At 72.4% G+C, this 18,003-nt stretch carries 16 protein-coding genes; 8 read left to right on the top strand and 8 right to left on the bottom strand.

Annotated elements, in window-relative coordinates:
* Window positions 1-155 precede the first annotated feature (155 nt).
* The 4 genes from ACIDOF_RS25320 (at window position 156) to ACIDOF_RS25305 (ending at window position 4,863) form a co-directional block, all read left to right on the top strand.
* Entirely contained in the window at window positions 156-995 is an 840-nt protein-coding gene (locus tag ACIDOF_RS25320; protein ID WP_409008383.1) for a TIM barrel protein, read from the top strand.
* Window positions 996-1,098: 103 nt separating this feature from the next.
* Window positions 1,099-1,989 (top strand): 2-hydroxy-3-oxopropionate reductase, encoded by an 891-nt coding sequence (locus ACIDOF_RS25315; protein ID WP_409008382.1) that lies wholly within the window; start codon window positions 1,099-1,101, stop codon window positions 1,987-1,989.
* Between the two features lie 385 nt (window positions 1,990-2,374).
* The gene (locus tag ACIDOF_RS25310) at window positions 2,375-3,832 is read left to right on the top strand and encodes a catalase (protein ID WP_409008381.1); all 1,458 of its coding nucleotides are present in this window, start codon (window positions 2,375-2,377) and stop codon (window positions 3,830-3,832) included.
* Window positions 3,833-4,590: 758 nt separating this feature from the next.
* The gene (locus ACIDOF_RS25305) at window positions 4,591-4,863 is read left to right on the top strand and encodes a hypothetical protein (RefSeq protein WP_409008380.1); all 273 of its coding nucleotides are present in this window, start codon (window positions 4,591-4,593) and stop codon (window positions 4,861-4,863) included.
* 164 nt (window positions 4,864-5,027) lie between these two features.
* On the opposite strand, the gene gcl is transcribed toward ACIDOF_RS25305, so the two are convergent.
* Complete coding sequence (gcl, locus tag ACIDOF_RS25300; RefSeq protein WP_409008475.1) at window positions 5,028-6,806, bottom strand: glyoxylate carboligase; 1,779 nt, start codon at window positions 6,804-6,806, stop codon at window positions 5,028-5,030.
* A 407-nt stretch (window positions 6,807-7,213) separates the two neighbouring features.
* On the opposite strand from gcl, the gene ACIDOF_RS25295 reads away from it, so the two are divergent.
* The gene (locus ACIDOF_RS25295; protein ID WP_409008379.1) at window positions 7,214-7,930 is read left to right on the top strand and encodes a hypothetical protein; all 717 of its coding nucleotides are present in this window, start codon (window positions 7,214-7,216) and stop codon (window positions 7,928-7,930) included.
* 36 nt (window positions 7,931-7,966) lie between these two features.
* Entirely contained in the window at window positions 7,967-8,503 is a 537-nt protein-coding gene (locus tag ACIDOF_RS25290; protein WP_409008378.1) for a GNAT family N-acetyltransferase, read from the top strand.
* Between the two features lie 249 nt (window positions 8,504-8,752).
* Here the strand turns inward: ACIDOF_RS25290 and ACIDOF_RS25285 are convergent, their stop codons facing one another.
* The gene (locus tag ACIDOF_RS25285; protein ID WP_409008377.1) at window positions 8,753-10,360 is read right to left on the bottom strand and encodes an AMP-binding protein; all 1,608 of its coding nucleotides are present in this window, start codon (window positions 10,358-10,360) and stop codon (window positions 8,753-8,755) included.
* Window positions 10,361-10,536: 176 nt separating this feature from the next.
* Between ACIDOF_RS25285 and ACIDOF_RS25280 the strand changes: the two genes are divergently transcribed.
* Window positions 10,537-11,865, top strand: a complete 1,329-nt coding sequence (locus ACIDOF_RS25280; RefSeq protein WP_409008474.1) for a Tm-1-like ATP-binding domain-containing protein — start codon at window positions 10,537-10,539, stop codon at window positions 11,863-11,865.
* A gap of 5 nt (window positions 11,866-11,870) precedes the next feature.
* The gene (locus tag ACIDOF_RS25275; RefSeq protein ID WP_409008376.1) at window positions 11,871-12,599 is read left to right on the top strand and encodes a hypothetical protein; all 729 of its coding nucleotides are present in this window, start codon (window positions 11,871-11,873) and stop codon (window positions 12,597-12,599) included.
* 49 nt (window positions 12,600-12,648) lie between these two features.
* Here ACIDOF_RS25275 and ACIDOF_RS25270 read toward each other — a convergent pair whose 3' ends face one another.
* From ACIDOF_RS25270 to ACIDOF_RS25245, 6 genes are all read right to left on the bottom strand, one after another.
* Window positions 12,649-13,398: a transporter substrate-binding domain-containing protein gene (locus ACIDOF_RS25270; RefSeq protein ID WP_409008375.1), complete on the bottom strand. Its 750-nt coding sequence runs from the start codon at window positions 13,396-13,398 to the stop codon at window positions 12,649-12,651.
* Window positions 13,395-14,996: an MFS transporter gene (locus ACIDOF_RS25265; protein WP_409008374.1), complete on the bottom strand. Its 1,602-nt coding sequence runs from the start codon at window positions 14,994-14,996 to the stop codon at window positions 13,395-13,397. Before ACIDOF_RS25265 ends, ACIDOF_RS25270 begins: the two co-directional genes overlap by 4 nt.
* Window positions 14,997-15,002: 6 nt before the next feature.
* Window positions 15,003-15,548 carry a carboxymuconolactone decarboxylase family protein gene (locus tag ACIDOF_RS25260; protein ID WP_409008373.1) on the bottom strand — a complete coding sequence of 182 codons (546 nt, stop codon included), beginning with the start codon at window positions 15,546-15,548 and terminating at the stop codon, window positions 15,003-15,005.
* A complete protein-coding gene (locus ACIDOF_RS25255) occupies window positions 15,520-16,005 on the bottom strand; it encodes a DUF6187 family protein (RefSeq protein WP_409008372.1) in 486 nt (161 codons plus the stop codon). The genes ACIDOF_RS25260 and ACIDOF_RS25255 overlap by 29 nt, the downstream gene beginning before the upstream one ends.
* A 101-nt stretch (window positions 16,006-16,106) precedes the next feature.
* Window positions 16,107-17,468, bottom strand: a complete 1,362-nt coding sequence (locus ACIDOF_RS25250; protein ID WP_409008371.1) for an NAD(P)-binding protein — start codon at window positions 17,466-17,468, stop codon at window positions 16,107-16,109.
* On the bottom strand, window positions 17,465-17,950 hold the full coding sequence (locus ACIDOF_RS25245) for a DUF6423 family protein (protein WP_409008370.1): 486 nt from the start codon (window positions 17,948-17,950) through the stop codon (window positions 17,465-17,467). The genes ACIDOF_RS25250 and ACIDOF_RS25245 overlap by 4 nt, the downstream gene beginning before the upstream one ends.
* Between the last annotated feature and the right edge of the window lie 53 nt (window positions 17,951-18,003).

Raw genomic sequence — 18,003 nt, 5'->3', positions numbered from 1 at the left:
CGGGGAGGCGCTCTTTTCATGGCTCTTCACGGCCTCTTCATGGGCATTTTTCGGGTGGTCTTGCGGCCGCTCTTGACAGCCCTCCCCACCTGCAGGCAATCTTTCCATCAAGTAGAAAGTAACTTCCGCAATACGGAAGGAGCGCCGACCCCCTCATGGGCTACACGGACCAGCGCTTCAATGTGAACCTCTCGATCCTCTTCACCGAGCTCCCGCTCCTGGAGCGCCCCGCGGCCGCCGCTGCGGCGGGCTTCACCGCGGTCGAGCTGTGGTGGCCCTGGGTCGACTCCCCCACGCCCGAGCAGGCCGAGCTCGACGCCCTGAAGAAGGCGATCGAAGACGCCGGCGTGCAGCTCACGGGCCTGAACTTCTACGCCGGCCAGCTGCCGGGCCCGGACCGCGGTGCGCTGTCCGTCCCCGGCGAGGAGTCGGAGAAGTTCCGCGCCAACCTGAAGGTGGCGGCGGACTTCGCGCAGTCCCTCGGCTGCAAGGCGCTCAACGCCCTGTACGGCAACCGCGTCGACGGCGTGGACCCGGCCGTGCAGGACGAACTCGCCCTGGAGAACCTGAAGCTGGCCGCCGCCGAGGCGGACCGGATCGGCGCGATCCTGCTGATCGAGGCGCTGAACGCGCCCGAGTCGCCGAAGTGCCCGATCGTGAGCGCCCCCAAGGCGATCGAGATCGTGGACGCGGTCAACGCCGCCACCGGCCTGGGCAACGCCAAGTTCCTCATGGACCTGTACCACCTGTCCATGAACGGCGAGGACCTCGACGAGATCATCGCGAAGTACACCGAGAAGACCGGCCACGTGCAGATCGCCGACAACCCGGGCCGCGGCGCTCCGGGCACCGGCGACCTGCCCCTGGAGGCCCTGCTCGACCAGCTGAAGCAGGCCGGTTACGAGGGCTACGTCGGCCTGGAGTACAAGCCCGGCGACAAGCCGAGCGCCGAGGCGTTCGACTGGCTGCCGGCCGAGGCCCGCGCCGCCCGCTGAGCCCCGCCGCGCCCCTCGGGCGCAGGCGCACCAGAGTTGCCGCCCGACTGTGCGGCGGGCGGCAACTCACCCCCGTATCAAGCGTTTTGAAAGAGGCACCCTCATGAGCAACCTTCCCAAGATTGCGTGGATCGGCCTCGGCATCATGGGCTCCCCCATGTCCGAGAACCTGATCAAGGCGGGCTACGACGTCACCGGCTTCACCCTGGAGCAGGACAAGCTCGACCGCCTCGCCGCCGCCGGCGGCACCGCGGCCGGCTCGATCGCCGAGGCCGTCAAGGACGCCGACGTCGTCATCACGATGGTGCCCGCCTCCCCGCAGGTCGAGGCCATCGCGTACGGCCCCGAGGGCATCCTGGAGAACGCCAAGGCGGGCGCGCTGATCATCGACATGTCGTCGATCACCCCGCAGACCTCCGTCGACCTGGCCGCCGCCGCCAAGGAGAAGGGCATCCGCGTCATCGACGCCCCGGTGTCCGGCGGCGAGGCCGGCGCCATCGAGGCCGTCCTGTCCATCATGGTCGGCGGCGAGCAGGCGGACTTCGAGACCGCCAAGCCGATCCTCGAGGCACTCGGCAAGACCATCGTGCTCTGCGGCCCGCACGGCTCCGGCCAGACGGTGAAGGCCGCCAACCAGCTGATCGTCGCCGTCAACATCCAGGCGTGCGCCGAGGCCGTGGTCTTCCTGGAGAAGTCCGGCGTGGACCTGAAGGCCGCGCTCGACGTCCTCAACGGCGGCCTGGCCGGCTCCACGGTCCTGACCCGCAAGAAGGACAACTTCCTGAACCGGGACTTCAAGCCGGGCTTCCGCATCGACCTGCACCACAAGGACATGGGCATCGTCACCGACGCCGCCCGCAACGTCGGCGCCGCCCTGCCGGTCGGCGGCGTGGTGGCCCAGCTGGTCGCCTCGCTGCGCGCCCAGGGCGACGGCGGCCTCGACCACTCCGCGCTGCTCCGCTCCGTGGAGCGCCTCTCGGGCCAGCAGGTCTGAGCCGGAGCCGGTCGTGCCGGCACCTCTGAGGTACCGGCCCCTCTGACGTCCGGGTGGCGCCCGCGCTGACACCTGTCCTGTCGCGCCCAGGCGCGGACGCCTCCCGGATCACTCCTGAGCAGGCCCTGGTCACTCGCGGCCGGGGCCCGCTCAGGCATGCCCGGAGCCTTCCGCGAACCCGCCGTCGAACCCGGCGTTCGCATTTTTTCAACAATCTGTTGACGTTCGGTTCGGGCCGAACCTACGCTCCACCACACAGCGGAAAAGTCTTTCCGCGGCATCCGCGGAATCTCTCCGCTCGGCGGAGTCACTCCGCTCAGCGAAGTCACTCCGTACAGCGGATCTCTCCGCCCAGCAGCTCCCGCACGGAAGGTCACCCGACAACATGCCGCAGCGCGTGCTTACCACCGAGTCCGGCGCCCCGGTCGCCGACAACCAGAACTCCGCCACCGCCGGCGTCGGCGGCCCCATCCTCCTGCAGGACCAGCACCTGCTCGAGAAGCTCGCCCGCTTCAACCGCGAGCGCATCCCGGAGCGCGTGGTGCACGCCCGTGGCTCGGGCGCCTACGGCTACTTCGAGGTGACCGACGACGTCACCGGCTTCACCTCGGCCAAGTTCCTCTCCGAGGTCGGCAAGAAGACCGAGCTGTTCCTCCGCTTCTCCACCGTGGCCGACAACCTCGGCGGCGCCGACGCCGTCCGTGACCCGCGCGGCTTCGCGGTGAAGTTCTACACGGAGGAGGGCAACTACGACCTCGTAGGCAACAACACGCCCGTCTTCTTCATCAAGGACCCCATCAAGTTCCCCGACTTCATCCACTCCCAGAAGCGTGACCCGTTCACGGGCAAGCAGGAGCCGGACAACGTCTGGGACTTCTGGGCGCACGCCCCCGAGGCCACGCACCAGATCACCTGGCTGATGGGCGACCGCGGCATCCCCGCCTCGTACCGCCACATGAACGGCTACGGCTCCCACACCTACCAGTGGACCAACGCCCAGGGCGAGGCCTTCTTCGTCAAGTACCACTTCAAGACGAACCAGGGCATCCGCTGCCTCTCCGCCGAGCAGGGCGCCGAGCTCGCCGGCAAGGACCCCAACTCGCACCAGACGGACCTGCTGCAGGCCATCGAGCGCGGCGTGAACCCGTCCTGGACGCTGTACGTGCAGGTCATGCCGGCCGCCGAGGCCGCGGACTACCGCTTCAACCCGTTCGACCTCACCAAGGTGTGGCCGCACAAGGACTACCCGCTGCAGCGCGTCGGCCGCCTGGTCCTCGACCGCAACCCGGACAACGTGTTCGCCGAGGTCGAGCAGGCCGCGTTCTCCCCGAACAACTTCGTGCCCGGCATCGGCCCGTCCCCGGACAAGATGCTGCAGGGCCGCCTGTTCGCCTACGCGGACGCGCACCGCTACCGCCTGGGCGTCAACCACACCCAGCTCGCCGTGAACGCCCCGCGCGCCACCGAGGCCAACAACTACGGCCGGGACGGCTTCATGGCCTCCAACTCCCAGGGCCGCGGCGCGAAGAACTACGAGCCCAACTCGTACGACGGCCCGGTCGAGACCGGCCAGCCGCTGTCGGCGCCGCTCGCCGTCAACGGCCACACGGGCACGCACGAGGCCCCGGCCCACACCAAGGACGACGACTTCTTCCAGGCCGGTGAGCTGTACCGGCTGATGTCCGAGGACGAGAAGAAGCGCCTCGTCGCCAACATCGCCGGCGGCCTGTCCCAGGTCACCCGCGACGACGTCATCGAGAAGAACCTGGCCCACTTCCACGCCGCCGACGCCGACTACGGCAAGCGCGTCGAGGAGGCCGTCCGCGCCCTGCGCGAGGACTGAGCGGCCGGGAGCAACTCCCAGTCTCCGTACGGTGTTTGACGGGAGGTCAGGCATCGTACGGGCATGCCCTAGCCAGGGACCCGGATGAGGGGTGGTCCAGGGCAGGGCGTCCGCTCCGGCGGACAGCTAAGGGCCGCGGCGGCGTGTGAGCCAGTGCGGTGGTGAAGGTGCCACGGGCCCTCCTCGACCTGAGGGGAGGGAGACCGGGCGCCGTCACACCCGCCGCGGTCCCAGCACACGGACTCCGTCCGGCGGCGCGAACGTTCCCTTCACGCCGGCCTTGCGCCGCCGGACGGCAACAACTTCACAGCCAGAGCGCCGAGTTCGCGGTACGGTCCCGCGAACTCGGCGCTCTTCCGCGTCCGCGGGGTGAAGGCACGAACCCCCGCACGCCCTGCGGGCCCGCGCCCCCTTCGGGGGGGCTGTACCCCCGGGGTCCCCGCTCCTCAAACGCCGAAGGGGCTTTCGGGGCCTTGTTCGTCTGCCCCGCCGTGGTGGGGCTGTGCCCACCCTCCCCCAAGCTCTCGGCTCCGCTCGAGCAGGGGGGACCCCCATCGCCCTGCGGAACGCCTGCCCACAGCCAGGTGGGGACATGCCCCTCGCCTGCCCACGGCGGGGTGGGGGCATCGCCCTCGTGTGCTCGCAGCGGGGTTGTAGGGGCGGGCCGGGGGAACGTGCCCCGACAGGGGCGCGGGGAACTGCGCGAGCGGCCACGACGGCGCCGCAGACGAACGACGACCGGATGGAGCCCGGCCGGCGTGCAGATCTTCTGGAGCGAGAAGGGGAACCCCACCGGCCCCGCGGACTTCGGCGCCGATCCGGCTCGCCGGGCGGAGTTCCAGCAGAAGGGCAAGGCGTTCTTCGGCGGCTGGCAGAGCAGCGCGGGGCAGCTTCTCGCCGCCGTGCAGCCGGTGTCCCGCTGGTGGTACGTGTGGAGCTTCCTGGCGCTCACCCCGCAGGGGCTGCGCGTGTACTACGCCCCCAGCCACCAGGTGCGTTCGAGCTCGCCGACGCCGACGGCTCCTGGGTGACGTTGCACGTGGCCGACCACGAGGAGTTCGCTCAGCAGGTTCCGGGCGTGCTGGAGCCGCAGGCGCCCGTCCCGTTCTGACCCCCGCCGCATCACAGCCCGCGCACGCCGAAGGGGCGGTCCACCCCCCTCCGGGTGGACCGCCCCTGGCGGCGAGCTACGAGCTCAGCTCTTGAGGGTCTTGATGGCCGTCGGCGCGTGCCACGGCTCCGTCGCGACCTCCTCGAACTCCGTGACGTCGCTGATGTCCGCCGTCTTGCTCATCGCGATGTTGGTGATGCGCTCCAGGATCGCCTCGACGACGACCGGGACGCGGTGCTCGGCGGCGAGCTTCTTGGCCTGCTCCAGGGCGTCGCCCAGCTCGTTCGGGTCGGTCACGCGGATCGCCTTGCAGCCGAGGCCCTCGGCGACCTTGACGTGGTCGACGCCGTACACGCCCAGCTCGGGGCTGTTCTGGTTCTCGAACTCCAGGTTGACCTGGAAGTTGATGTCCAGGCCGATCTGGGCCTGCCGGATGAGGCCGAGGTAGGCGTTGTTGACCAGGACGTGGACGTACGGGATGCGGTGCTGCGCGCCGACCGCCAGCTCCTCGATCATGAACTGGAAGTCGTAGTCGCCGGAGAGCGCGACGACCGGCGTCTCCGGGTCGGCCTTGGCGACGCCGAGCGCGGCCGGGATGGTCCAGCCGAGCGGGCCGGCCTGGCCGCAGTTGATCCAGTGGCGCGGCTTGTAGACGTGCAGCATCTGCGCGCCGGCGATCTGGGAGAGGCCGATGGTGGTGACGTACCGCGTCTCCGGGCCGAAGGCCTTGTTCATCTCCTCGTAGACGCGCTGCGGCTTCATCGGGATGTTGTCGAAGTGCGTACGGCGCTGCAGCGTGGCCTTGCGCTCCAGGTGCGAGGCGACCCACTCGGAGCGGTCCGGCAGCTTGCCGGCCTCCTTGAGCTCGCGCGCGACCTCGACGAACAGCTCCAGGGCCGACTTGGCGTCGGAGGTGATGCCGTAGTCGGGCGGGAAGATCTTGCCGATCTGGGTGGGCTCGATGTCGACGTGGACGAACTTGCGGCCCTCGCGGTACACGTCAAGCTTGTAGCCGGTGTGGCGGTTGGCCCAGCGGTTGCCGATGCCGAGGACGAAGTCCGACTCCAGGAACGTGGCGTTGCCGTAGCGGTGGCCGGTCTGCTGGCCGACCATGCCCGCGTTCAGGTCATGGTCGTCGGGGATGGTGCCCCAGCCCATCAGGGTCGGCACGACCGGGGTGTTGGTGATCTCGGCGAACTCGACGAGCAGGTCGGACGCGTCGGCGTTGATGATGCCGCCGCCCGCGATGATCAGCGGTCGCTCGGCGGCGAGCAGGAACTGGATCGCCTTCTCGATCTGGGCGCGGGTCGCGGCGGGCTTGTAGACCGGCAGCGGCTCGTACGTCTCCGGGTCGAAGTCGATCTCGGCGAGCTGGACGTCGATGGGCAGGTCGATGAGGACCGGGCCGGGGCGGCCGGAGCGCATCAGGTGGAAGGCCTGCTGGAAGACGCCGGGGACCTGCGCGGCCTCCAGGACCGTGACGGCCATCTTGGCGACGGGCTTGGCGATCGACGCGATGTCGACGGCCTGGAAGTCCTCCTTGGCGAGGAGGTGGCTCGGGGCCTGGCCGGTGATGCACAGGATCGGGATCGAGTCGCCGATCGCGGAGTAGAGACCCGTGATCATGTCGGTGCCGGCGGGGCCGGAGGTGCCGATGGCGACACCGATGTTGCCGGGGTTGGTGCGGGTGTAGCCCTCGGCCATGTGCGTGGCGCCCTCGACGTGGCGGGCCAGCGTGTGGTCGACGCCGCCGACTTCCTTGAGGGCCTTGTAGAACGGGTTGATCGCGGCGCCCGGCACACCGAACGCGTTCGTAACGCCTTCGCGCTTGAGGATCTCCACTGCCGCAGCGGCGGCTGTCATTCGAGGCATCGAGTACTCCTGCGTCGACCTGTCGGGCACTTCCACCGCCACCACCTGGCCGTTTCCAGTGGTTTTCACCATGCGGAAGTTATGTTCTGCTATACGGAAGCAATGTAGAAGCAGGTCGTCGGGGTCGTCAAGAGCCGGTCCACGAGGCGGGTCTCGGGCCGGGCCTCGGCCGGGCCTCGGCCGGGCTTCGGGCCGGGCCTCGGGGGGGCGCACGACAGCGCACCGTGCTGCCCCCGTACGACCCGCAATCGGCGCTTACTCCCGCCAACCTGGCCAACTCCCTCCCCAGAAGTGCGTCGTTGGTGGACGATGGGGGCGCGGCATGGGGCACGGGGCGTCGGACGGACGTCGCACGGGCGTCGGAACGAAGGGGGCGACCATGGCGAGGGGCGACGCGGATGGCTGAGAGCGTGCCGGTGCGATGCCCGGCCTGCCGGCGCGAGCACGTGTACGCGGCGCAGGTCTTCCCCTGCGCCTGCGGAGCGCCCGTGCGCCCGCCCCTGGTGCCGGGCGCCCCGCCCGTGCCGATCACGCATCGCACCTGGTCGGACGACTGGGTGACCGTCCGCTGCCAGGCCTGCGGGCGACAGGACCAGTGGCCGCACCCGGAGCTCGGCTGCCCCTGCGGGACGATCCTGCGGATCATCGTCCGCTCCGTCGCCTCCGGCCCGTCGACGAACGCCGCCCCGCCCCTGCACATCCCGCTGCCGCCGACCGTGCCCGCGCCGCGGCCCGCGTTCCACCCGGTGACGATCCGTACGGCGCGGGACGCGGTGACCGCCGCCGGGCTGTACCTGAAGTGGCTCGGCTACCGGGACGTGCGGCACGTCGACCCGCAGGGCGGCGCGGCGGTCGGACTGCACGCGCCGGGGCTCGTCGCGCGGGTCGAGCCGTCGACGCGGCGGACCACGGCGCGGGACGTGGAGACCCTGTGGCTGTCCGCGCTCGCCGAGTCCGCGGTGCCCGTGCACTTCTCCCTCGCCGGGTACGCGGAGGAGGCCCGGTTCCGCGCGGACACGCTGGCGGTGCCACTGTTCGTCCTCGACCTCACGGGGACCCCGCAGCCGGTGAACAGCCCGGCGGACGAACTGGTGACGGCGGGCATCGGCGACTGAACGGACGGCCCCCGCGGGCTGCCCCAGACTGTCCCCATGGACCAGCACACCCACGTACGCATCCGGCCCGCCGCCCCCGCCGACCTGCCGCTGCTGCAGTCCGTCGAACGGGCCGCGGGCGAGCCGTTCCGGGCGTACGGAATGGCCGCGATCGCGGACGACGAGCCGCCCACGGTCGAGGAGTTGGAGCAGTTCCGTCAGGCCGGCCTCGCCTGGGTCGCGGTCCCCGAGGACGCGCCCGACGCGCCCGTGGCGTACCTGGTCGCGGAGGTCGTCGAGGACGCGCTGCACATCGAGCAGGTCACCGTGCACCCGTCGGCGGCACGCCGAGGTGTGGGCCGCCGCCTGCTCGCCCACGCGGAGTCGCACGCCCGCCGACGCGGCCTGAAGACCCTGACGCTGACGACGTTCACGAACATCCCGTGGAACGCCCCGTACTACACCCGCCTCGGCTTCCACCCCATTCCGGACCCGGCCCTCTCCCCCGGCCTACGCGCCATCCGCGCCCGAGAGCAAACCCTGGGCCTCGACCGCTGGCCCCGCACCTGCATGCGCCGCACCATCGAGCCGTAGCCGGGCCCCGACACGGCGTCCCGAACCGCACCGAGGGGCCGGGGGCCCGGGAAGGACAGGCACGAGGCCCCACCACCCGAGCCGAACCCCGGGACGCCGGCACCGACCCATGGGGCAGGGGCCGGGGCGGCCGCCACCCCGGGGATCAGACGAGCGGGGCGGGGCGGCAATCTCAGCGGGATCGGGGGAAACGCCTCAGCCATGCACGTGGCGGCAGCCCCAACCGGGCCGGGGGGCGACAGCCCCCAACTACCCGAACCGCTCCCGGAGTTCGATCTTGCGGACCTTGCCCGAGACCGTCATCGGGAAGGAGTCCACGATCTGGAGGCGGGTCGGGATCTTGTAGTGGGCGAGGCGGTCGTGGCAGAAGGCGCGGAGGTCGTCGAGGGTCAGCGTCGTGGACGCGTCGCGGAGGATGACGCAGGCCAGGACCTCCTCGCCGTACTTCGCGTGCGGCACGCCCACCACCTGGACGTCGGCGATCAGCGGGTGCCCGTACAGGAACTCCTCGATCTCGCGCGGGTAGATGTTCTCGCCGCCGCGGATGATCATGTCCTTGATGCGGCCGACGATCTGCACGTACCCGTCCTCGCGCATCACCGCCTGGTCCCCGGTGTGCATCCAGCGGCCCGCGTCGATCGCCTCGGCGGTCTTCTCCGGTTCGTCCCAGTAGCCGAGCATCACGCTGTACCCGCGGGTGCACAGCTCTCCTGGCTCGCCGCGCGGCACCGTGACGCCGGTGACCGGGTCGACGACCTTGACCTCCAGGTGCGGGTGGACGCGGCCGACCGTGCCGGTGCGCCGCTCCAGGTCGTCCGACATGCGGGTCTGCAGCGACACCGGGGACGTCTCCGTCATGCCGTAGCAGATCGACACCTGCTCCATGTGCATCTCGGCGACCACCCGCTTCATGACCTCCACCGGGCACGGCGAGCCCGCCATGATGCCGGTGCGCAGCGACGACAGGTCGTACGACGCGAAGTCGGGCAGGCCCAGCTCGGCGATGAACATCGTCGGCACGCCGTACAGCGAGGTGCACCGCTCCTGCTCGACCGCCCGCAGCGTCGCCGCCGGCTCGAAGGACGGGCCGGGGATGACGATGCACGCGCCGTGCGCGGTCGCCGCGAGGTTGCCCATGACCATGCCGAAGCAGTGGTAGAAGGGCACGGGCAGACAGATCCGGTCCTGCTCGCCGTATCCGATCAACTGCCCCACGGTGTGGCCGTTGTTGAGGATGTTGTGGTGCGAGAGGGTCGCGCCCTTCGGGAAGCCGGTGGTGCCCGAGGTGTACTGGATGTTGACCGCGTCGTCGCAGCTCAACTCGGCCTCGCGGGCGGCGAGTTGCTCGCGCGTGGCGGGGGCGGCGAGGAGCTCGGCCCAGCTGGCCTCGTCGCCGATGTAGTACGCGCTGCGCAGCCCGGGGCAGTGCGGGCGGACCTGCTCGACGAGGGCGCGGTAGTCGCTGGTCTTGTGGCCGAGCGAGCAGACGAGGACGCCGATGCCGGCCTGGTTCAGCACGTACTCCAACTCGTGGGCGCGATAGGCCGGGTTGATGTTGACCATGATCGCGCCGATGCGGGCGGTGGCGTACTGGACCAGCACCCACTCCGGGCAGTTGACCGCCCAGATCCCGACCCGGTCCCCCTTGGCCACGCCCCGCCCGAGCAGCCCGAGGGCGACCTCTTCGACGGCGGCGCCGAACTCCGCGTACGTCCAGCGGCGGCCGGACGGCACGTCGACGAGGGCTTCCCGGTCCGGGAACCGGGCCACCGCCCGGGCGAGGTTCTGTCCGATGGTGTCGCCGATCAGCGGGGTGTCGCCGAGGCCGTGCGCGTACGAGAGGGATTCGCTCGCCAAGGGTCCGCTCCAGGAGAGTTCGGTCTGCGCAGTCCGGTCTGCGCCCTGGCGTCAGGATGCACGGCGCGGGGCGGCGCGGCTAGCCCCGTCCGGGGGGATCGGCGGGCCGGCGGGAGAGTGTGGGTTCGCGGTCTTGCCCTGTCCGTCCTCCACCGCCAACACTGATCTTCATGCCGATACCCATGGTTGTGCTGGTCGGGACGTTGGACACCAAAGGCGAGGAGTACGGCTGGGTCAGGGACCGGCTGCGGGCGCGGGGCGTCGGGACGCTGCTCGTCGACACGGGCATCGTCGGCCCCCCGCGGGTGCGGCCCGACGTGGCGCGGGACGAGGTCGCGCGCGCGGCCGGCAGCGACGTCGCACGGCTGGCGGCGGACGGCGACCGGGGCGCGGCCGTGACCGTGATGGCCCGCGGCGCGGCCCGCGTCGTCACCGAGCTGCACGCCGCCGGCCGGCTGCACGCGGTGCTCGCGGTGGGCGGCAGCGGCGGTACGTCGATCGCGACCCGGGCGATGCGCGAACTGCCCCTCGGCGTACCGAAGTTGATGGTGTCGTCGATGGCGGCCGGGGACGTGTCCCCGTACGTCGGCAGCACCGACATCGCCATGATGTACAGCATCGTCGACATCGCGGGCGTCAACCGCGTCTCCCGGCCGGTGCTCGCCAACGCCGCCGACGCGGCCGCGGGGATGGCGCAGGGGTACGCGACGGCCGTGCGCGCGGAGCGGTCCGTGGAGTTCGCGGAGGGCGAGCGGCCGCTGGTCGCCGCGTCCATGGCGGGCGTGACCACGCCGGGCGTCGACGCGGCCCGCGCGCGGCTCACCGAACTCGGCTACGAGGTCCTTGTGTTCCACGCGTCCGGCACGGGCGGCCGGTCCCTGGAGGAGCTGGCCGGGCGGGGCCTGTTCGCCGGGGTCCTCGACCTGACGCTGTGCGAGATCGCCGACGACGCGCTCGGCGGCATCCTCACGGCGGGCCCCGACCGGCTGAGCGCGGCGGGGCGGGCGGGCCTGCCGCAGGTGGTCGCGCCGGGCGCCCTCGACATGATCAAGTTCGGTCCGCGGGACACGGTGCCGGAGGCGTTCCTCGACCGGCACGTGCTGGTGCACAACCCGTCCATCACGGTCGTCCGCACCACCGCGGAGGAAGCCGCCGACCTGGGCCGCCGGGTCGCCGCGAAACTCCGTACGGCCACGGGCCCGACGACCCTGTACCTCCCGCGCCGGGGCCTCTCCACCCTCGGCGCCCCGGGCGGCCCGTACCACGACCCGGCCCTGGACGAGACGCTGTTCGCGGCACTGCGGGAGGGGGTGCGGGGCAGCGCGGTGGAGGTGGTCGAGATGGACACGCACCTCAACGACCCCGAGTTCGGACGGGCGGCGGCGGACCGGCTGCACGCGGCGATCGGCGACGCGGCTGTCGGAGCCACGGCGGCCGACGACGCGGCGGCGGCCGGGGCCGCCCACCCCGAGGAGCAGGGGGCCGCACAGCCCGGGAGACGATGAGCGGCATGACGAACGATGCGAGACCGCCAGCGGGGCAGGCCGACGACGCGGCCCGCGCCGCCTGGCGCGCCCGGCTGGGCTGGTCCTTCGGCCTCGTGGCGGACGACCCGGCCGTACGGGAGGCGGCGCTCGCGCACCTGGTCCGGGCCGCCCGGAACACCCGCGAGGCCCTCGCCCGGTCGAACGAACTGTGGCGTCTGACGCAGCCGTTGGGCACGGAGGAGCAGTACCGGGAGCCCGCCTTCCGGCAGGCGCTGGAGGAGTACTACGAGGTCCGCAGCCGTTCCCTCCCGGACGGGCTCTGGGACGGCGAGCCCGGGCGGGACATCAGGGCCTGGCCCGGCCTGCCGTACGCGCTGCTGTTCCTGGAGTGGGAGGCGCGGCACCCGCAGGAGTGGACCGCGCACGCCAAGGCCTGGGGGACGAAGCAGGCGCTGATCCGCAGCGTCGCCGTCCCGGGGCACGACGGGGCGGTCAGGGCGCAGTTGGTCCGCCTTGTCGACGTCGTGGTCCGGCGGGCCCACCGCTGCAAGGACCGGGAGTACGTGCGCGTCGCGCGGGCGGTCGACGGCGACGAGCTGCGGCGCCGGCTGCACGAGGCGGCCGACTCGGACAACCCCTGGGCCCGGCTCCACGCCGGGTACGTGCTGCGGCTGCTCGACCGCCCCGAGCTGCCGAACTCCCGCCGCGTCTGGCGGACTTGGCTCGCATCGCAGCCGTACGACCGGTCGTAGCCGCATCGGACGGCTGGTCGGTCGTGGCCGCACCCGACAGCTGGTCGGGTCACGCCGGGGGCGCCACCAGGTCCCCCGGCCGTCCCGACCGCTCCAGAGCCGCCCGTACGAAGCCCGACGCCTTGAGTTCCTCCACGAGGTCCCGGAGGAACGCCACCGTCTCGGGCCTGCGGTCCCGGGTCGTGCCGACCGCCTGCCGGATCTGCATGAACCGGCCCTCGATCAGGCGGAGTCCGGGGTGCGCCGCCACGTACTCCGTCATCGGCTGCCGGATGCCCGCGCCCGCCTCCAGGCCGTCCGCGACGAACACGTCGACGCCTTCGTCGCCCCGTACGACGGTCGCGTGCCGCAGCGTGCGCGTCAGGTACAGGTCGTACGCCGAACCTCGCTTGACGCCGATGCGGACGCCGGGCCGGTCGACGGCGTCGACAGTCGTGTACGGCGCGTCCGCGCGCACCGCGTACACCCCCTCGATCAGCACGTACGGCGCCGTGAACGCCACATCCGCCTCGCGGGCCGGTTCGACGGCGAGGAAGCACAGGTCGGCCCGGCCCGCCGCCATCTCCTCGTACGACTTGCGGGCCGCGTCGAAGCAGGCGAACGACACCGGCACGCCGAGCCGGGCGCCGACCTCCCGCGCGATGTCGACGGTCACCCCGCCCGGCGCGTCCGGCGTGCCCTGCGCGAGCACCGGGTTGCCGAGGTTGACGGCGACGCGCAGGACGCCCGTGGGGGCGAGGTCGGCGCTGACTGCGGGGTCGACGGCGTCGGTGGAGTTCGTGGCGTTGGTGGCGTTCATGGCGCGGAGTTTAGGTCGCGGCGCGGGGCGGTGTCGGCGGCGGGCGCGTGGGCGACCGGGCGGGTGTGCCGGCGGTGGCGGTGGCCCGTGTACCAGGCGATCGCCCCGCACAGCAGGGCGAGGACGGCGACGGCGAGCAGCACTCCGGTGACCGTGGACACGAGCAGGGCGAGGACCAGCGGGCCGGTGAGGCCGCCGAGCCGGTTGAAGAAGGAGACCGTTCCGGTGGCCCGGCCGCGGCCGCGAGTGTCGGCGAGGTCGGCGGCGATCGGCAGGAACACCGCGGCCATGGTGTTGACGGCGAACAGGGAGAGCGCGAGCACCGCCGCCGACAGCCAGGCCACGCCGTCGGCCAGTCCGGAGGCGGTGAGGACGAGCAGGATCGCGGCCGTGCACAGGGCGAGACGTACGGCCAGGGCGATCGGCCCGGTGCGCCGGTAGGCGAGGGCGAGCAGGGCGGCGCAGGGCACCATGACGACGGCCACGGTCGTGAGGAGGGTGTTGGCGGTGGTGAGGCTGAGCCCGCCGGCCCGCGCGAGGGTGGGCACCCAGGTGGTCAGGCCGAAGGTGAGCAGGCCGACGGTCGCCGCGTACAGCCACTGCAGCGGGGTGGTGAACGAGCCGCGGGCTGCGGCGACGCGGTGCTGCTCGGCCGCGGGGTGCTGCACGGTGGCCGGGCTCGGCGCTGCCGGCGCCGCCTCGGTCGTGGTCGCCGTGCGCGGGGCGCGTTCCGGTACGAGCAGGGTGACGAGGGCGAGGCCTAGGCCCGTGGGGGTGCCGATGAGCCACAACACCCGCCAGCCGTAGGTGGGTTCGAGCCAGAGGGCCGAGCCGGACGCGATGAGGTAGCCGACGGCCGTGGCGACCATCGACAGGCCCGCGACCATCGGCCCGCGCGAGCCGCCGGGGAACAGGTCGGCGAGCATCGTGATGAGCATGGGGGCGAGTCCGCCGACGGCGACGCCCATGAGGAAGCACATGACGACGTTGCCGGTGAACGTCGCCATGCAGCCGCACATGCTGGTCACGGTGAAGCCGAGGGTGGCGATCAGGTACGAGGAGCGGCGGCCGATGCGGTCGGCGAGGCGGCTGAAGAGCAGCGCCCCGGTGGCGGTGCCGCTGAGTCCGCCGACGGCGAGCAGGGACGCCGCGGACGGGGTGATGCCGTACTCGGCGCGCATGCCGGGGATGACGAAGCCGAGCGTGGACGTCTTGCTGATGTCGATGGTGAGGGCGGCCGTCGCGACGACCGCGACGAGGGCGCGTCTCCGCGACCCGGCGGCCACGGGCGTGGTGGTGCGCCGTGCGACCCCGCCCGTGCGGCCGCTGAGCAGGGCGCCGGTGAAGGCGATGAGGATGCCGGCGCCCGCGACGAACATCTCTGGCATGTCCGCGAGGGGCATGCCGCGGAGCATCGTGTCGTGGGCCCCGCCGTGACCGGACCCCGGCAGCGGCGCCGGCATCGCGTGGCCGTCCATGGCGAAGGCGCGGAAGAAGCCGATCAGGGACGCGACGACGGCGAGCGCCGCTCCGACGAGCGTGACCGCGTTGCGGCGCAGGACCTCCGCGGCCGCCGTTCCGGGTAAGGGTGTCGCCATCGCCGGTCAGTCCCCGAGGAGCGCGGCGAGACCGGCGTAGCCGCGCTCGTGGAGGCGGTCGCCGGAGGTCCGCAGGTAGCTCGCGTCGGCGGAGACGCCGAGCCCTTCGACCATGCGGTTCATGAAGTTGAACAGCGCGCCCACCAACACCGCGTCGTGCAGGGCGCGTTCGTCCCACCCGGCGGCGTACACCTCTTCGGCGTCGGCCTCGGTGAGCCGGGCGGGGGTGCGGGTGAGGGTGCGCAGATAGCGGAGCACGGGCCGCAGGCGGGCGTCGACGGGCGCGGTGTCGAGGTCGTGCAGGAGCGCGGTGAGCAGCCCGGCGGGCACGCCGAAGGCCTCGGCGGTCCTGGTGTGCACGCCGTGGCAGTACGCGCAGTCGTTGAGCCCGGAGACGTACGCGGCCATCAGCTCGCGCTCCGCGACGGTGAACGGCGAGTCCTCGCGCAGCACCCGCTCGTGGAGTTCGAGGAGCGGGTGCGCGGTGGCCGGGTAGGCCTGGAAGACCTGCAGCAGGGCCGCGTCAGGTGACAGGGACTTCAGGTACGCCATGGTGTTCCTCCCCCTGGGGCGCCGCGCGTTCGGCGGCGCACTGGTCCACTTCTTCTTGCCGGAGCCAGCAGGCGGCCAGGTGGGCCGCGCCGGCGGGGCCGATGTCGCCGAGGGCGCAGCGGTCGAGCATCAGCAGGGTCCGCTGCCAGGTCTTGCGGAGCGAGGCGGGCGCCGCCGCGCCGCGCCCCGCGGCTTCGAGCGCGGGCCTGGCCTCCCGCCACCGTCGCGCCCCGGCCTCGACGAGGACGTCGAAACCGAGCTGGACCGGGAGGCCGTGCCGGGCCCGGTCGACGGTCAGGGCGACCTGTCCCGGGTCGTCGGCGAACGTGGCCAGGCCGAGGCCGGCGAGCAGCCGTTCGGCGTCGAGGCCCATCAGCATGACGCCGGTCTCGGTCAGGGGCGGGTCGTCGACCGCGGTCAGCGCGAAGCGCGGGTCGTAGGTGTGCTCGTCAGGCATGGGCGTTCGGTGCCTCGTACGGGTCGGGTCGGACGGCCGGTCGCGGGCGGGCGGGCAGGCGTGCGCGCAGGCCCGGGCGTGGGTGCGGGCGTGGGTGCGGGTCAGGCATGGACGACCGCCGCCTCGTACCGCTCGGCCGCGGGCACGCGGGCGGGCTGTGGCAGGGTGCGCCCTTCGAGCCCGGCGGCGACGGTCGCGGCGACGCGTGCCGTGGCGACGCGGTGGCCGTCGATGTTGCGGGCGGCGGGCCCGAGGACCATGCCCGCGGCGGCGCCCACGGCGAGGACGCGGGGTGCGTTGCGGTAGGCGAGGGTGCGTTCGTCGAGGTCCGGCCAGCCGTCCCGGACCGCGGCCGGTCCCGCCCCGAGGAGGGCTTCGCCGGTGGAGACGGTGGTGCCGAGGGCGAGGGCCACGTGGTCGCCGGCGATCCGCGTGCCGTCGGCGAGAAGCACGGCGGCGCCCCCTCCCGCGACCGCGGTGAGTTCGCGGACCTCGCGGCCCCGGTGCACCGTCAACCTGCCGTCGGCTTCGGCCTGTTGGAACAGCGGCCGGAACTCGAACATCACGGAGGCGCGGCGCTGGGCGCGCATCAGCTGCTGCCGGTCGGCCCAGCTGGTGCCGTCGAAGCGGGCGCGTCCTTCGGCGCGGAAGAACGAGGCGTTGACGTCGGCGCACTGGTAGCGCTCCGCGGCGGCGCGCAGGATCCAGTGGACGCTTCGTCCGGCGGCGAGGCCGTTCGACACGAGGTGGGCGGCGCTCAGCCCGGCGCCGACCACGACGAGGCTCTCGCCCCCGTCGGGCACGGGCTCGTCCCAGTACCCGACGCCGTCGGGCAGGGGCGCGCCGTCCGTCCAGTGCGCGGGCGCGTCGCGCCGTTCCTCGCCGAGGCAGAGGATCGCGTACGGGGCGGTGACCGTGAACCCGGGCCCGCTGACGGTGACGTGGTCAGGGCCCGGGGTCACCCGGCGTGCGGTGGCGCGCCAGGTTCTCGCGTCCACGTGGTGGAGGGCAGCGACATGGCGGCAGTACGCCTCGAACACGTCGACCGGCACCACGGAGCGGTGGCCGGACTGGGCCATGCGGATCTCGCGGCGTTCGGTCTCGGTGAGCCGGGCCCAGTGGAGGCGGGCGAAGTCGAGGAGTTCGCAGTCCCGGTAGCCCTCGACGCCCGGGTGGTGCTGGTAGGGCGAGCGGAGCACCCGCTGCTTCAGGGTGTCGATGCGGTCGAGGAACCGGCCGCAGGGCCTGCCGTTCCGGTCGAGGACGACGACGTCGCGCACGCCGAGGTGCCAGAGCGCGGAGGCCGCGGCGAGCCCGGCGGGGCCCGCGCCGACGATCACCGCTGCGGCGGTGGTGGGCGGCGCGGGGCTCGACGGACGGGCGGGGCCGGTGCCGGGCGGCTGCGGCCAGGCGCGTCCGCGAGGCGACTCCAGCAGGTGCGGCTCGGGGACGAACGTGCTCACCCGACGACCGTCACCGGGACGATCACTTCGACGACCGGCCGCTGCGGCATGCCCTCGGCGATGAGCCGCTCGAGGGTGGCGCGGGACTGCTCGGGGGTGTCGGTGGTGATCGGGCTGTAGCGGGAGTAGGCGTAGGTCGGCTTGTTGCCGGCGGTCTCCAGCGTGTACATCTTCACGACGGCCTCGCCGGGGCGGACCTCGCCGTCGTAGAAGGTGAGGCGGCGCTGGTCGGGCGAGAGGAACGACTTGGCGAACTGGCGCGACATGACGAGGGTGTCGTCGCCGTCGACGAACACGGAGTCCTCGTCGGTGGCGGCCTGCATGGCCACCCAGGTCTTGTCCGTCAGATTGGTCTCGGACTTGATGATCTGCCAGCGTCCGGGCTCGGGCAGGTTCACACAGACGGACACGTCGTGATCGACGGTGTCGATGGCCCCGGAAATCATGAGGACGCGGCGGCGGACATCCGCGACGCCCGCCATTTGAATATCACGTGCACGAACGCGCGAGGAAACATCTATACCGGAAACTTCGA

The sequence above is a fragment of the Streptomyces sp. Da 82-17 genome (genome assembly GCF_046098215.1).
Lineage (GTDB): Bacteria > Actinomycetota > Actinomycetes > Streptomycetales > Streptomycetaceae > Streptomyces.
The sequence above is the reverse complement of the archived record's forward strand: the minus strand, read 5'-3'. Positions and strand labels throughout refer to the sequence as shown.